Here is a 13,969-nt window from a genome sequence, read left to right as displayed (position 1 = left end):
GGGGGAGCTCTCACCAAGGTTCTGTGCACACGGTGCACGCCGGCGGTCGGGCCGTGACCGCGAGCGCCCCCCTACGACATGCACGGACATGCGCCGGCCGGTCCCCGTGGGCGCACCGGCGCACGTCCTGGCCCGGGGGTTACCTCGCCGAGGGAAGGACCGGCACGAGGTTGTTCCAGCGGGAGATCTCGCAGCCGTTGGAGCGGCTGAAGCGGGCGTCGATCTCCTCGCCCTGCCATGTCCCCTGGACCCGGGCGGCCGCCGGCCCGCCGGCCTGGAGGGTGCACATGGCGTTCCGGTCCGTCGGTACGAAGGGGTTCTCGCCCGAGGCCGCGGCCTCGTCGAGAAGGTCGCAGGCCCGCTGCGCCGCGGGGTGGCTCCCGCCCGCCGGACCGCACTTCAGCTCGAAGGTGCCGTCGGCCGCCGGGTTGCCGGACTCCGAGACGGTCACCGTGAGCCGGGTCTGCGCTTCCTTCCCGTCCAGCCAGTCGCCCTGGAGCACGGGCAGCAGCGGGGGCAGCGGTACGAGCGGGGAGGCGGCCGTGGCGGCGGGCGCGGCGGCCGACAGCACGGCGAGGGAGGCGACGGCGGTGACGGTGAGACGGCGCAGCATGCGGGCTCCTGTTGTGTTCTGGCGCACGCGGGCGCGCGCCGGGCTGCTCGGCAGGCGCGCGGTGGTTCCGCGCACGCCGGTCAGGTAGGCGGTGACGGACGGAGGGCGCAGCCCTCGCACTCTCTAACGCTCCGCACGCCCACACGTTGCGCAACTCATGGGGGGCCGACCGGAACGCCGTGCGAAGCGGCCATGCGAAGTGGCCGTCCGAAGTGGCCGTCCGAAGCGGGCGTGCGGGAGCGGCCGCCCGAAGCGGGCGTGCGGAGCGCTGCCCTACGGTTCCCGTCGGAGGGGGCGCGGGACGCCGGGCGCCGTCGGCCTCTGGTCCCCGGTCGTCCCCGGCGCCGTCCGCCGGGCGCAGTGGGCCCGTCCTCCCGGCTCCTACGGGGTCGGCCCACGCGCGTCATCCCGGCCCCGATCTCCCCGCGCATCCGTCGTCCGGCTCTCCGGTACAGCCCACGCACCCGCCATCCGTCCCCCGCGCAGGCCATGGACCCGTGGTTCCTGCGTCCCCGGCCGCCGCCCTCGTCCCGCGTCGTCCGCCGCAGGGCGCTTTGCCTCGCCGCCCACCTGCCTAGTACCGTGGGCGGCGATTGGTGACAGCGCGCTCGTCTGTGTCATCATCTGCACGCACCACCCGCGCTCGCGCGGGGTGTGCTGGAGGCGTCGCCTAGTCCGGTCTATGGCGCCGCACTGCTAATGCGGTTTGGGTCTTAAAGCCCATCGAGGGTTCAAATCCCTCCGCCTCCGCAGAAACCCGAAGCCCCGTGCCCCAGGCACGGGGCTTCGGCCGTTCCCCGGGCTCGGTCTCCGGTCCCGTCGGCGACGCGCCCGGCTCCGGCCGTATCGGGGCGCCCCTGCCGAGAACCACCCCGGAGCGGTGTTTCCGCAGGTCAGAGCCCCTATGGGGAATGGATTTCGCGTGACGGCGCAGGTCATGTAATGTTGTTCCCGCAACGCCGACCAGGAAGAAAAAACCGGGGAGGCGACACCGGCGGTGAAGACCGCAGGCGGGCACTCGTAGCTTAACGGATAGAGCATCTGACTACGGATCAGAAGGTTGCAGGTTCGAATCCTGCCGAGTGCACAGCAGGCGGAGGCCCTCAGGAGAAATCCTGAGGGCCTCCGCCGTTGTGTACAGCAGCAGGGTGCAGCGACGGGCTCGGAGCAGCCCGGTCAGGGACCGGACGGCTCCGGACCCATGGCCCGGCTCGGGGAACTCGGTCCGCCCGCGGCTCATGGTGCGAACGTCCGCTGACGTCGCGTCCGCTGAGGGCCGGGGCCGGGGCGGTGCTGTGACGGGCGGGGCCGTACGAGGGCCGGAGCTTGGACAGCGGGCCTGACAGCGGTAGTGGACAGCGATTCCGTCGATGGCATCGGCACCGCCCGGCGGATCGGCTGTGCCCCGGGTGACGTTTCTTGATCCGTTTGCGCTCTTGTACTGGGGCCGGGGACGCCGGTTCCCGGTTTCCCAGGAGGACCCAAGTGCTTTTCAGACGCGCCGTACTGGCCGTGGGGATCGTCGTCGCCTCTGCTCTGCCGGTGGCGGGGACAGCAGCGGCGGAGCAGGGATCGGCGGCCGGTTGGATCACCGCCACCGACTACTCCTCCGGCTCTCCCGCTCTGGTCTCGCTCGACCCCGTGAGTGGCGGCGTCGGGATCGTCGCGCAGGACGCCGAGGACGGCGTCCTCTCCCCGAAGGGCTCCACCGTCGCCTACGTCCAGCGCGACGACACCTGTATTCCCCGGACCGAGGGCTGCACGTACGCCCGGAACCTGGTGGTCGCGGAGGCCGACGGCAGCGGCCAGAAGGTTCTGGTGCGGGGTATCGCGCCCGAGACCGGCGAGGCTCCGTACGTCGGGCACCCCGACTGGTCCCCGGACGGCAAGCGGGTCGTGTACGACAGCCCGCGGGGTATGGAGTGGATCAACAGCGACGGAACCGGGCAGGAGGTGCTCACGGCGGCCGGAGGCGCAGGCACCTTCTCCCCTGACGGCCGGAGCATCGCCTTCGTGCGGACGACCGCGTACGAGACCGCCGACGGTTGGGAGTACGGCAGGGACGTCTGGGTCGTGAACACCGGCACCCGGCAGGCACGGCAGATCAGTACCGTCCGCAACGCGCTGTCCGCGCCCGTCGACTGGTCACCCGACGGGCAGCGCATCGTCTATGTCACCGTGAACGGCCTGAGTGTCGTCGATGTGGCAACGGGGGCCGTCACCGAGCTGCAGAGCAACTGGACGACCCCGCTCGGCAGCATCCGCGGCCCCGTCTTCTCACCCGACGGCACCCGGATCGCCTTCTTCGCCACGGACGAATTCGACTACACCCCCCGCACCTATGCCGTGGACGCAGTCGCCGGAAGGAACCTGCAGGTCCTCACCGACCAGGCCGTGACGCCCACCGACTGGCTGGACAAGTAGCCGGAGCGTCGGCCGCGGGCCCGAACGGAGCCCGCGGCCGATGCCCGCGCGGGGGCGCGGCGACGTCGTGGTGCAGGACAACGGCGGCGTACCAGGAATCCGGCACTCGTCCCCTTCCGCCGGAGTCCTCGTCGGGCCGGTGCGCGACCGGTGTGACCGCCGGCGACCGTTCCGGACGAACCTACGGACCAGTAGGCCGCAGGCTCGAATCCTTGCCGGATGTACGGCAGGCCGGAGGCCCTCAGGAAAGAGCCTGCCGGCCTCCGGCGTTGACAGGTGGTCGGCTGTGACGGCGCTGTGGGCGCTGCTCGCGCGGATCACGGCGGCGGGCGTGACGGGCGTTCTTGCCCGCCGGCAGGAACGCGGCGACCACGTCGGTGAACACCTTGGGCGCTGCCCCGCTCTCGCCCAGCGCCTGGAGCAGGACGAGCGGCGGACTGTCCGGCGGCCCCGACACCTCGTGGGCGAGCCGGATTCCTCCTACGTCGACCGAGCGGTGATCAGCCGTGTGCGAAGGCTGCGCGGTGACGCCTGCGCCGGCGGGTCGAGGTTCACCAGCGGCGGAACCGTCTCCGGGGTCGGCGTCACGGGTCCTCGGCCCACGCGGCACGGGGCCCGGATCTCGCACGTCGTCCTCGCGGTGCTGTGATGCTGTGGTGCCGAAACGACGACGAGCCAGGAGTGGGCGTATGGGATGGCGGTGCGCCGGGCTGAGCTGGCCCGACGACGGGCCCGTGCTGACGTGGCGGCGGTCCGGCCGGGCGGGGCCCGGGCGGGTGAGCGCCCTGGCGTACGGGAAGGAGCTCGGGTTCCGGGCCGAAGGGGAGCGGCACTGTGTGGGCGCGCGCGGCAACGTGTGCCCGGTCGGGGCCGTGGTGCCGGTGCGGAGCACCGGGGCGCGGTGCGCGGAGTGCGGGCGCTTGGACCGGGCCCACTCGGTGGCCGCGGACACGAGGGCCGACGACCCTCGTCCGTACCGCGTCTACCTCGCGTGGTTCGGGCCGGGGATGGTCAAGGTCGGGATCACCGGTGAGGCCCGGGACGCGGCTCGGCTGCGGGAACAGGGCGCCGTGCTGTTCAGCTGGCTGGGCCGGGGGCCGCTGATGGCCGCGCGGCGTACGGAGGAACTGCTGCGTACGGCGCTCGGCGTGCCCGACCGGATCCCGTACGCACGGAAGCGTGCGGTGCGGGGTGCGCTGCCCGGGCCGGCGGAACGGGCCGCCGAGATGGCGGCGTTGTACGGGCGGGCCGTGGCGCTGGAGGGTGCTGGGTGGCCCGAGGCACTGGAACGGCTGCCGTTCGATGCGGTGGACCACGGCCGGCTCTTCGGGCTGGAGGGTGCCGGGTCGGCAGGACTCGTGCCGGCGGAGGCCGGACCAGGGGTACGTGTGGTGACCGGGCTGGCGGACGGCGGGGTGGTGGCCGGGCGGCTGCTGGCGGCAGCCGGGCCCGATCTGTATCTGGAGACCCGGGCGGACGGGGTCGTCGTCGTGGACACCCGGTTGATCACCGGCTGGGATCTGGTGGGCGCCGATGCACGGGCGGGTGTGACCGTGCCGGTCGCCGGCGTCGGGGCCGGTGGTGTGCAGGACGGGCTGTTCTGACACGGACTGTTCTGACAGGGTCACCGGAAGCACCGGAAGCACCGGAAGCACCGGAAGCACCGGAAGCACCGGAAGCACCGGAAGCACCGGAGACGGCGGAACAGCGGAACGGGCAGGGGCTGGGGCGAATGGGCTTGGGTGACGACGACCGCGACCGCGGCAGCGAACCCGCCACCGGCCGCGGCAGCGAACCCGCCCCCGGCCGGGGCGGCGACCGGGACAGCGAGCCCGCCCACGACCGGGACCGGGACCGGGAGGACGTACGGCGCTTCTGCGAGCGGCTCGGGCTGCCCGGGATCATCGACGTCCACACGCACTTCATGCCGGAACAGGTGCTCCGCAAGGTGTGGGCCTACTTCGACGCTGCCGGCCCGCTGACGGGTATGGAGTGGCCGATCACCTACCGGCACGCCGAGGACGAACGGCTCGCGCTCCTGCGTTCGTTCGGCGTGCTGCGCTTCACCTCCATGCTCTACCCGCACAAGGCCGGGATGGCGGCCTGGCTGAACGGCTGGGCGGCCGACTTCGCCGCGCGGGTGCCGGACTGTCTGCACACGGCGACCTTCTTCCCGGAGGAGGGGGTGGACCGTTATGTGCGCGAGGCGGTCGAGGCGGGAGCGCGGGTCTTCAAGTCGCACCTCCAGGTCGGCGCGTACGACGCGAACGATCCCCTGCTGGACCCCGTCTGGGGGCTGCTGGCGGAGGCCGGTGTCCCGGTGGTGACACACTGCGGGTCGGGGCCTGCGCCGGGTGCGTACACCGGGCCCGGGCCGATCGGCCGGCTGCTGTCCCGCCACCCGCGGCTGCGGCTGGTGGTGGCGCACATGGGGATGCCGGAGTACACGGAGTTCCTGGACCTGGCGGCGGCGTACCCCGAGGTGCGGCTCGACACCACCATGGCCTTCACGGACTTCACGGAGGAGTTCACCCCGTTCCCCGTCGGGGAGCGGGGGCGGCTCGCGGAGCTGGGGGACCGGATCCTGCTCGGTACGGACTTCCCGAACATCCCGTACCCGTACGCCCACCAGGTGCACGCCCTGGAACGTCTGGAGCTGGGCGATCCGTGGCTGCGAGCCGTCTGCCACGGGAACGCGCGTGCGCTGTTCGGCCTGGACTGAGGATTCTCAGGGAATTCACAGGTGGGGGAAAGGTCCTTCTCACGGCCGCCCCGAAGGCTGGTGGCATGACGACGACCTCGCCCCAGGGGCGTACCGAACTGCTCAGGCCGGACCGCGATCCCGTACGCGTACTGGTCGTGGACGACGAACCTCCGCTGGCCGAGCTGCTCTCCATGGCCCTGAGGTACGAGGGGTGGCAGGTGCGCAGCGCCGTCGACGGTGCGGGTGCCGTCCGTACGGCGCGTGACTTCCGGCCCGACGCGGTGGTCCTGGACGTGATGCTCCCCGACATGGACGGGCTCGCCGTGCTGGGGCGGCTGCGGCGCGAGCTCTCCGACGTCCCGGTGCTGTTCCTGACCGCGCGGGACTCGGTGGAGGACCGGATCGCGGGGCTCACGGCGGGCGGCGACGACTACGTCACCAAGCCGTTCAGCCTGGAGGAGGTCGTGGCCCGGCTGCGCGGACTGATCCGCCGTTCCGGCACGGCCGCGGCGGCCCGCGGCGATTCGACGCTCGTCGTCGGTGACCTGGTGCTGGACGAGGACAGCCACGAGGTGAGTCGCGGTGACGTCCCGATCCATCTCACGGCGACCGAGTTCGAACTGCTGCGCTTCCTGATGCGCAACCCGCGCCGGGTGCTCAGCAAGGCCCAGATCCTGGACCGGGTGTGGCACTACGACTTCGGCGGCCAGGCCAACGTCGTCGAGCTGTACATCTCCTACCTCCGCAAGAAGATCGACGCGGGGCGGAGCCCGATGATCCACACCCGGCGCGGGGCGGGATACCTGATCAAGCCCGGTGAGTGAGACGGTGGCCGGGAGGCGGACGGGCGTCCGGCGGCCGTGGACGCTGCGGACCCGGCTCGTCGTGTACGCGGTGACCCTCATCGCCGTGGTCGCGGCCGTGATCGGCTCGGTCACCGCCATCGCCTTCCAGAGTTATATGTACGGCAAGCTGGACGGTCAGCTGCGTGACATCACGGTGCGGGCCGCGTCCGGTGGGCCGCCCGGCCGTGCGGTTCCCCCGGGCGGGCCGGACAGCGTGGGCCCGCTCGGGTTCGTCGGCATGGGCGGCCAGCCCTTCAAGACGTTCGGAGCCGTGTCCGTGGACGGGGCCGTCACCGGGTCGAAGGTCGTGAAGGACAGGGGGAAGTTCACGCAGCCGGTCTCGGAGCCGCTGACCGGCGAGCAGGCCGGCGCCCTGGAGGCGGCCGGTGTCCCGGCGGACGGCGAGGCGCACGACGTCGACCTCCCCGGGCTCGGCGGCTACCGCGTGCAGGCCGTCCGGTCGAGCGGCGGCACGACCCTGCTCGTCGGTATCCCGACCGCCGAGGTGAGCGGCGCGCTCACCGCGCTGATCGTCGTCGAGGTCTGTGTCACCGGCGCGGGGCTGGTCGCCGCCGGGATCGCGGGAGCGGCCATGGTCGGTGTCGCCCTGCGCCCGCTGCGCCGGGTGGCCGCCACGGCACGACGGGTCTCCGAAATCCCCCTGCACAGCGGCGAGGTGGCCCTGTTCGAACGGGTCCCCGACGCCGAGGCCGATCCGCGTACCGAGGTCGGCCAGGTCGGCGCCGCCCTCAACCGGATGCTGGGCCACGTGGGTTCGGCCCTGGACGTCCGGCAGAAGAGCGAGACGCGGGTGCGGCAGTTCGTCGCGGACGCCGGCCACGAGCTGCGGACCCCACTCGCCTCGATCCGCGGTTACGCCGAACTCACCCGGCGCGGGCGGGAGGAGGCGGGGCCCGACACCCGCCACGCCCTCGGCCGCATCGAGTCCGAGGCGGTACGGATGACGGGCATGGTCGAGGACCTGCTGCTGCTGGCCCGGCTCGACACCGGACGTCCGCTCTCGTACGAGAGCACCGATCTCTCCACGCTCGTCATCGACGCCGTGAGCGACGCACGGGTCGCCGATCGGGCAGGCGGGCCGGACGCGCAGGGCGGACTCGACGGGCTCGACGGGGACGGGCACACCCGTCACTGGCGGCTGGAACTGCCCGAGGCGCCCACGACCGTACGGGCCGACCCGACGCGGATCCATCAGGTATTGGTCAATCTGCTGGCGAACGCCCGTACGCACACCCCGCCGGGGACGACGGTCACGGTACGGGTACGCCAGGCGCGCCGGGAGCTGCCCTGGGTGACCCTGGAAGTCCAGGACGACGGGCCCGGAATCCCCGACGAGCTGCGGCCGCACGTCTTCGAGCGCTTCGCGCGCGGAGACGCCTCTCGCTCCCGCCACGCCGGGTCGACGGGTCTGGGGCTCGCCATCGTGCAGGCCGTCGTCGCCGCGCACGGCGGGCTGGCCGAGGTGCGGTCGGTGCCGGGGGACACGGTGTTCGCGATCCGTCTGCCCGTCGACCCGGAACACCCCCCGCCCCCCGAACACGGAGTGCACCGAGGTCCGGCCGCGGGAGGGCATGCACAGCCGGGACACAGGCTCAGCACACGGGCGTGACAGCCCGGTCGGCGAGTGTCGCTCCCATGCGAACCGACACCCCATGGAGCTCCCTGCCTGCCCGGGAACACCTCCTGGCCGCAGCGGTCGACGCGGCCGGCGCCCCCGTACTCGACGTGGTGGTCCCCGTCTTCGACGAGGAGGAGGACCTCGAACCGTGTGTGCTGCGCCTGCACGACCACCTGGCGCGCACCTTCCCCTACCGCTTCCGGATCACCGTCGCGGACAACGCGAGCACCGACCGCACCCCTGAGGTGGCGGCCCGGCTGGCGGCGCTGATCCCGGAGGTGCGGTCGTACCGGCTGGAGGAGAAGGGCCGGGGGCGGGCCCTGCGTACCGTCTGGACGCACTCCGACTCCCCGGTCCTCGCCTACATGGACGTCGACCTCTCCACCGACCTCAACGCGCTGCTGCCCCTGGTCGCCCCGCTGATCTCCGGCCACTCGGACCTGGCCATCGGATCGCGTCTGGCCCGCAGTTCGCGGGTGGTGCGGGGTTCGAAGCGGGAGTTCGTCTCACGCTCCTACAACCTGATCCTGCGTTCGTCGCTGGCCGCCCGGTTCACCGACGCCCAGTGCGGGTTCAAGGCGATACGGCGCGAGGTCGCCCAGCGGCTGCTGCCCATGGTCGAGGACACCGGGTGGTTCTTCGACACCGAGATGCTGGTGCTCGCGGAGCGGGCCGGGCTGCGGATCCACGAGGTGCCGGTCGACTGGGTCGACGACCCCGATTCCTCGGTGCACCTCGTGAGGACCGCCACCGAGGACCTCAAGGGTGTCTGGCGCGTGGGCAGGGCCCTGGCCACCGGTGCCCTGCCGCTGGACCGGCTGGCCCGGCCCTTCGGGGACGACCCGCGCGACCGGGCCGTGCCCGGCGTGCCAGGGGGCCTCGCCCGGCAACTGGTCGGGTTCTGCGTCGTCGGCGCGCTCTCCACACTCGTCTACCTCGCCCTGTACTCCCTCTTCCGGCTGGGGGCCGGCCCGCAGGTCGCCAACGCGGCGGCCCTCCTGGTCTCCGCCGTCGCCAACACGGCGGCCAACCGGAGGCTCACCTTCGGCGTACGGGGCCGGGGTGGGGCCGTGCGCCACCAGGCCCAGGGGCTCGTCGTGTTCGCCATCGGGCTCGCCCTCACCAGCGGCTCGCTGGCCGCGCTCGGCACGGTCACCGGCTCCTCCTCGCACGGTACGGAGGTCGCCGTGCTGGTCGCGGCCAACCTCGCGGCGACGGTGCTGCGGTTTCTGCTCTTCCGCGCCTGGGTCTTCCCCGGCCCGCACGCGGACCACCGGGACGCCGGCACGGGGTCCGCACACGAAGTGAGGAACGTCCGATGACCGCCGTCCACCCCGACCCGCTCCCGGCGCCGTCGCCCACCCCCCGGCCGCCCGCGCACGCCGGGGTGCGGGCCGAGTCGCTCGCACGCCGCATCCGGCGGGGACGGCCCGAAGACCCGCGCTGGGCGCGGCCCGCGTTCCTCGGCATGCTGCTGGTCATCGCGCTCGCGTACCTGTGGAACCTCAGCGCCTCCGGCTACGCCAACTCCTTCTACTCGGCGGCCGTACAGGCCGGGAGTCAGAGCTGGAAGGCGTTCTTCTTCGGCTCGCTGGACGCGGCGAACGCCATCACCGTCGACAAGCCTCCGGCGGCCCTCTGGCCGATGGCCCTGTCGGTACGGGTCTTCGGGCTGAACTCCTGGGCGATCCTCGCCCCCCAGGTGGTGATGGGCGTCGCCACGGCCGGCGTGCTGTACGCCGCCGTGCGCCGCCGCTTCAGCGCCGCCGCGGGACTGATCACGATGGCCGTGTTCGCGCTGACGCCCGTCGCCGCCCTGATGTTCCGCTTCAACAATCCGGACGCCCTGCTCGCGCTCCTGATGACCGTCACCGTCCACTGCGTGCTCCGCGCGCTGGAGGGCGGCCGCACGAAGTGGCTCGTACTGGCGGGGGCAGCTGTCGGTGCCGCCTTCCTGACGAAGACCCTGCAGGCGTTCCTGATCCTGCCGCCGCTGGCCGTGCTGTACGCGGTGTGCGCGCCGGTGCCCGTACGCAAGAGGTTCGGCCAGCTCGGCCTGTCCGCCCTGGCGACGGTCGTCTCCGGCGGCTGGTGGGTGGCGGTCGTCGAACTGTGGCCCGCCTCCTCGCGCCCCTACATCGGGGGTTCGCAGAACAACTCCTTCCTCGAGCTCACCTTCGGTTACAACGGGCTCGGCCGCCTCAGCGGTGACGAGACCGGGAGCGTCGGTGGCGGCGGTCGGGGAGGTGGCTGGGGCGAGACCGGGATCGGTCGGATGTTCGGCACGGAGATCGGCGGCCAGATCTCCTGGCTCCTGCCGGCCGCGCTGCTCCTGCTGGCCGCGGGCGTCTGGCTGACCTGGCGGTCCGGGCGGGACGACACGGCCCGCGCGGCGTTCCTGGCCTGGGGCGGTTCGCTGCTGATGACAGCGCTGGTCTTCAGCTTCATGGCCGGCATCTTTCACCAGTACTACACGGTGGCCCTGGCGCCCTCGATCGCGGCGCTGACCGGCATGGGTGCCACGGTGCTGTGGGAGGAGCGGGCCCGGTGGTGGGCGGGCACCGCGCTCGCCGCGACCGTCGCGGTGACGGCCTCGTGGTCGTACGTGCTGCTGGGGCGCACGCCGGACCACCTCCCCTGGCTGCGCTGGGCCGTCCTGGCCGGCGGCCTCCTGGGCACGGTGGGCCTGTTGTTCGCCGCACGGCTGGGGCGGGCGCTGGGCCTGGGCGTGGTGGGGCTGGGCCTGGCGGCGTCGCTGGCCGGGCCGGCCGCGTACACGGTCAGCACGCTGAACACCGGGCACCAGGGCTCCATCGTCACCGCCGGCCCCCCGGGGGCGAGCACGGGCGGGCCGGGCGGCGGCCGGGGAGGCGGTCCCGGAAGGGGCGACGGCGGCTTTCCCGGCGGCGGTCCCGGTGCCGGGACACGGCCTCCAGGACAGGGCGGCCGGGCACCGGGCGGCACCGGGGTCGGCGGCGGTCTCCTCGGTGGCGGACAACAGGGCCGGGGCCAGGCTCCCGGGAACGCGCCGGGCGGCGGTATGCCCGCAGGCGCCACGGGCGAGGGCGGCATGGGCGGGGGCGGCATGGGAGGTCTGCTCAACGGCGCGTCCGTCGCCGCGGAGGCCGAGGCGCTCCTGACGCAGGACGCCGACGCCTACACCTGGGTCGCCGCGGCCATCGGCTCGCAGAACGCCGCGAGTTACCAACTGGCCACGGGGAAGCCGGTGATGGCCGTCGGCGGCTTCAACGGCAGCGACCCGTCACCGACGCTCGCGCAGTTCGAGGAGTACGTGGCGGACGGCAGGATCCACTACCTGATCTCGAGCGGAACGGGCGGCGGGAGGGGCGGCGGCATGGGCGGCGCCGGTACGTCGTCCCAGATCTCGGCATGGGTGGAGGAGAACTTCACCGAGGTCACGGCGGGTGGCGCGACCTTCTACGACCTCACCCGGCCGGAGGACGCCGGCTGAGGGCGGTCCCGCACTCCCGGTGGATCGGCGCGCGGCGTCGGACGCGGTGCGGCGCACGGTGACGGGACATCCGCGCACCAGGGGTACGTGGACGTTCGGACGACGCGGCGACGTGCCGTGGTCGTCGTCGCGCGCCCGCCGGGAGTCACGGGCGACCCCGGGAAGCCGTGGGAAGCGCCCCCTCGTTCCACGGTGCGGCCGAGCCCGGCGCCCGGCGCCGGAGCTCGAGGTCGGCCACGACGGGGCGGTGGTCCGAGGCGAGCGTCTCGGCCACCGCCGCCGCGCGCACCCGGACCGACCCGGCGCCGTCCTTCGACACCGCCACGAAGTCGATCCGCTTCACCGGATCCAGCGCCGGGAACGTCGGCGCTCCCGGGTCGGCGTCCGTCAGCTCCCGCCAGAGCGGCGCGAGTTCGGGAGCGTCCGGCTCCGCGTTGAAGTCACCCAGCAGGATCTTCGGGCCCCGGTCCTCGCCCATGATCCGCCGGGTGTCGGCCACTTGTGCCACCCGTACGGAAGGGTCGGGGCGGTAGTCCAGGTGCGTCACGTACACATGCAGCGGCAGCCCCTTCACCCGCAGCACCACCTCGGCGAAGCCCGGGGCGGGTGCCGGGACCGGGTTCTGGTCCTGGGTGGAGAGCCGGGTGATCTCGTGGTTCTCGGCGCTCACGACGGGGTACCGGGACAGCAGCGCCACCCCGTACTCGCGTCTGGCCCCGCCCGGAGCCGGCGGATCGAGGCTGTATATGGGGGCGAACGAGACCCGCATGTCCAGCCGCCGGGCCAGTTCGCCCGCGAGATCCCGCCACTCGCTGCGCGAGCCCCAGTGGGCGTCGACCTCCTGGAGACCGATCACGTCGGCGTCCAGTGCCCGTACCCGGTCCGTCTGGCGGTCCAGGTCGAACACGCCGTCCATACCGGCACCCGCGTGGATGTTGTACGTGGCGACGCGGAGCGGCACCCCGGGTGACCGGTCGGCGGCCACCGCGGGCGGCGCCAGTGCCGTCGCGGACAGACCTGCGGCGATCAGGAAGCCGACCGTACGACGACACGGGGTCATGCCACTCCACTCATCCGCTCCACGAGGTGCCGGGCCGTGGGGAGAGCTACCCCGGCGGGCACGGTGCGCAAACGGCGTGCCCGGCGTACGGGACGTGCCGATGCCGACGGGGCCGGGGCGCCCTCCACGGACGCGCACCCCGACCAGGGGCGGCGGGCGCTGCGCGGGCGGCCACCCGCGGGCGGCCCGGTGCGGTACCGGCCGCGGCCGGCGGCGTCGCGACCGGTGGGCGGGCCTCCCGGGCCGCAGGCCGAGCGGCGTCAGTAGCCGCGGGCGGTGTCCACGGCCAGGGCGGGGGTCTGCCCCCGGGCCACCGCCTCCCAGCAGGCCGTGAAGTCCGAGACGACGTCCTCGTCGGCCGTGATGCCGGCGGAGTGCGAGGTGATCACCGTGCGCGGCAGCCGCCAGGCGGGGTCCTCCGGCCCTGCGGGCTCGTCGGGCAGGACGTCGAGGACGGCGCGCCGCAGGGTTCCGGTGCGCAGCGCCGACTCCAGCGCCGCCATGTCGACGGTCCCGCCGCGGCCGGCGTTGATGAAGGAGGCGCCGTGCATCGCGGTGAAGCGGGCGCTGTCGAAGAACCGTTCGGTGGCGCCGGTCAGCGGCAGGGTGGAGACCACCCACCGCGCGGCCGACAGTTCCGCCGTCTCCTCCTCGCCACCGGCCGGGACCACGCGGTCGAAACCCGGAGCCCCGCCACCGGGTGTGCGGCGGACACCCACCGTGCGCAGGGAGAGCTTCCGCAGCAGCCCTGCGACCGCGGTTCCCACGGCTCCGGTTCCGTGGACGACGACGGTCCGGCCGCCGACGAGCCCGGAGGGCAGCCGCCGCCACTCGGCGCGGGCGTGCTGCTCGGTGTGGTCCGTGACCGACTGGCTCTCGGCGAGGATCCAGGCGGCCACGTACTGGGCGATCCGCTCGCCCATCAGGCCCACGGTCCGGGTCAGCAGGGCGCCCTCGGGCCAGGGCCCGGAGGCGAGCAGCGCGTCCGTACCCGCGTTGACGCTGTGGAACCACACCAGCTCCCGGGTCCGCAGGGCCTCCGGCAGTGCGGACCCGACGTACACGAAGGGGCCTTCCGGCACGGTGCCGTACGGATCCCCGGCCGGGCGCCCCGCGACCCCTTCGAGTGCGCGGACCAGAGAAGGCCCGAGGTCCGGGGCGGTCAGCAGCTGCGTCCGTGCGAGCACGCCGGGGTGGGGCGGTGTCATACGG

11 protein-coding genes and 2 tRNA genes are annotated in these 13,969 nt (G+C 73.4%); 10 read left to right on the top strand and 3 right to left on the bottom strand.

Features of this window, described 5'->3' with window-relative positions; all coding sequences use genetic code 11:
- Nucleotides 1–139 precede the first annotated feature (139 nt).
- Nucleotides 140–613 carry an SSI family serine proteinase inhibitor gene (locus BA175_RS13630; protein ID WP_069171537.1) on the bottom strand — a complete coding sequence of 158 codons (474 nt, stop codon included), beginning with the start codon at nt 611–613 and terminating at the stop codon, nt 140–142.
- A 659-nt stretch (nt 614–1,272) separates the two neighbouring features.
- Here BA175_RS13630 and BA175_RS13625 point away from each other — a divergent pair.
- The 10 genes from BA175_RS13625 (at nt 1,273) to BA175_RS13580 (ending at nt 11,697) form a co-directional block, all read left to right on the top strand.
- Nucleotides 1,273–1,363: transfer RNA gene (locus tag BA175_RS13625), tRNA-Ser, on the top strand.
- A 264-nt stretch (nt 1,364–1,627) separates the two neighbouring features.
- A tRNA-Arg gene (locus BA175_RS13620) sits at nt 1,628–1,700 on the top strand.
- Between the two features lie 398 nt (nt 1,701–2,098).
- Nucleotides 2,099–3,037 (top strand): DPP IV N-terminal domain-containing protein, encoded by a 939-nt coding sequence (locus BA175_RS13615; protein WP_069171536.1) that lies wholly within the window; start codon nt 2,099–2,101, stop codon nt 3,035–3,037.
- Nucleotides 3,038–3,323: 286 nt separating this feature from the next.
- Complete coding sequence (locus BA175_RS31145; RefSeq protein ID WP_069171535.1) at nt 3,324–3,686, top strand: hypothetical protein; 363 nt, start codon at nt 3,324–3,326, stop codon at nt 3,684–3,686.
- A 40-nt stretch (nt 3,687–3,726) separates the two neighbouring features.
- Nucleotides 3,727–4,641, top strand: coding sequence for a DUF2797 domain-containing protein (locus BA175_RS13605; RefSeq protein ID WP_069171534.1), 915 nt, complete (start codon nt 3,727–3,729; stop codon nt 4,639–4,641).
- A gap of 287 nt (nt 4,642–4,928) precedes the next feature.
- Entirely contained in the window at nt 4,929–5,759 is an 831-nt protein-coding gene (locus BA175_RS13600; RefSeq protein ID WP_069172102.1) for an amidohydrolase family protein, read from the top strand.
- A gap of 65 nt (nt 5,760–5,824) precedes the next feature.
- On the top strand, nt 5,825–6,565 hold the full coding sequence (locus tag BA175_RS13595) for a response regulator transcription factor (RefSeq protein WP_069171533.1): 741 nt from the start codon (nt 5,825–5,827) through the stop codon (nt 6,563–6,565).
- Nucleotides 6,558–8,216, top strand: coding sequence for a sensor histidine kinase (locus BA175_RS13590; protein WP_254667862.1), 1,659 nt, complete (start codon nt 6,558–6,560; stop codon nt 8,214–8,216). The genes BA175_RS13595 and BA175_RS13590 overlap by 8 nt, the downstream gene beginning before the upstream one ends.
- A gap of 26 nt (nt 8,217–8,242) precedes the next feature.
- Nucleotides 8,243–9,547 (top strand): bifunctional glycosyltransferase family 2/GtrA family protein, encoded by a 1,305-nt coding sequence (locus tag BA175_RS13585; protein WP_069171531.1) that lies wholly within the window; start codon nt 8,243–8,245, stop codon nt 9,545–9,547.
- Nucleotides 9,544–11,697 carry an ArnT family glycosyltransferase gene (locus BA175_RS13580; protein ID WP_069171530.1) on the top strand — a complete coding sequence of 718 codons (2,154 nt, stop codon included), beginning with the start codon at nt 9,544–9,546 and terminating at the stop codon, nt 11,695–11,697. The genes BA175_RS13585 and BA175_RS13580 overlap by 4 nt, the downstream gene beginning before the upstream one ends.
- Nucleotides 11,698–11,842: 145 nt before the next feature.
- On the opposite strand, the gene BA175_RS13575 is transcribed toward BA175_RS13580, so the two are convergent.
- Both BA175_RS13575 and BA175_RS13570 read right to left on the bottom strand, forming a co-directional pair.
- Complete coding sequence (locus tag BA175_RS13575) at nt 11,843–12,757, bottom strand: endonuclease/exonuclease/phosphatase family protein (protein WP_079159526.1); 915 nt, start codon at nt 12,755–12,757, stop codon at nt 11,843–11,845.
- Between the two features lie 260 nt (nt 12,758–13,017).
- Entirely contained in the window at nt 13,018–13,965 is a 948-nt protein-coding gene (locus BA175_RS13570; protein ID WP_069171529.1) for an NAD(P)-dependent oxidoreductase, read from the bottom strand.
- Nucleotides 13,966–13,969: the final 4 nt, after the last annotated feature.

The sequence above is a fragment of the Streptomyces griseus genome (assembly GCF_001715295.1).
In the GTDB taxonomy this organism is placed as follows: Bacteria; Actinomycetota; Actinomycetes; order Streptomycetales; family Streptomycetaceae; genus Streptomyces; species Streptomyces griseus_G.
The sequence above is the reverse complement of the archived record's forward strand: the minus strand, read 5'-3'. Positions and strand labels throughout refer to the sequence as shown.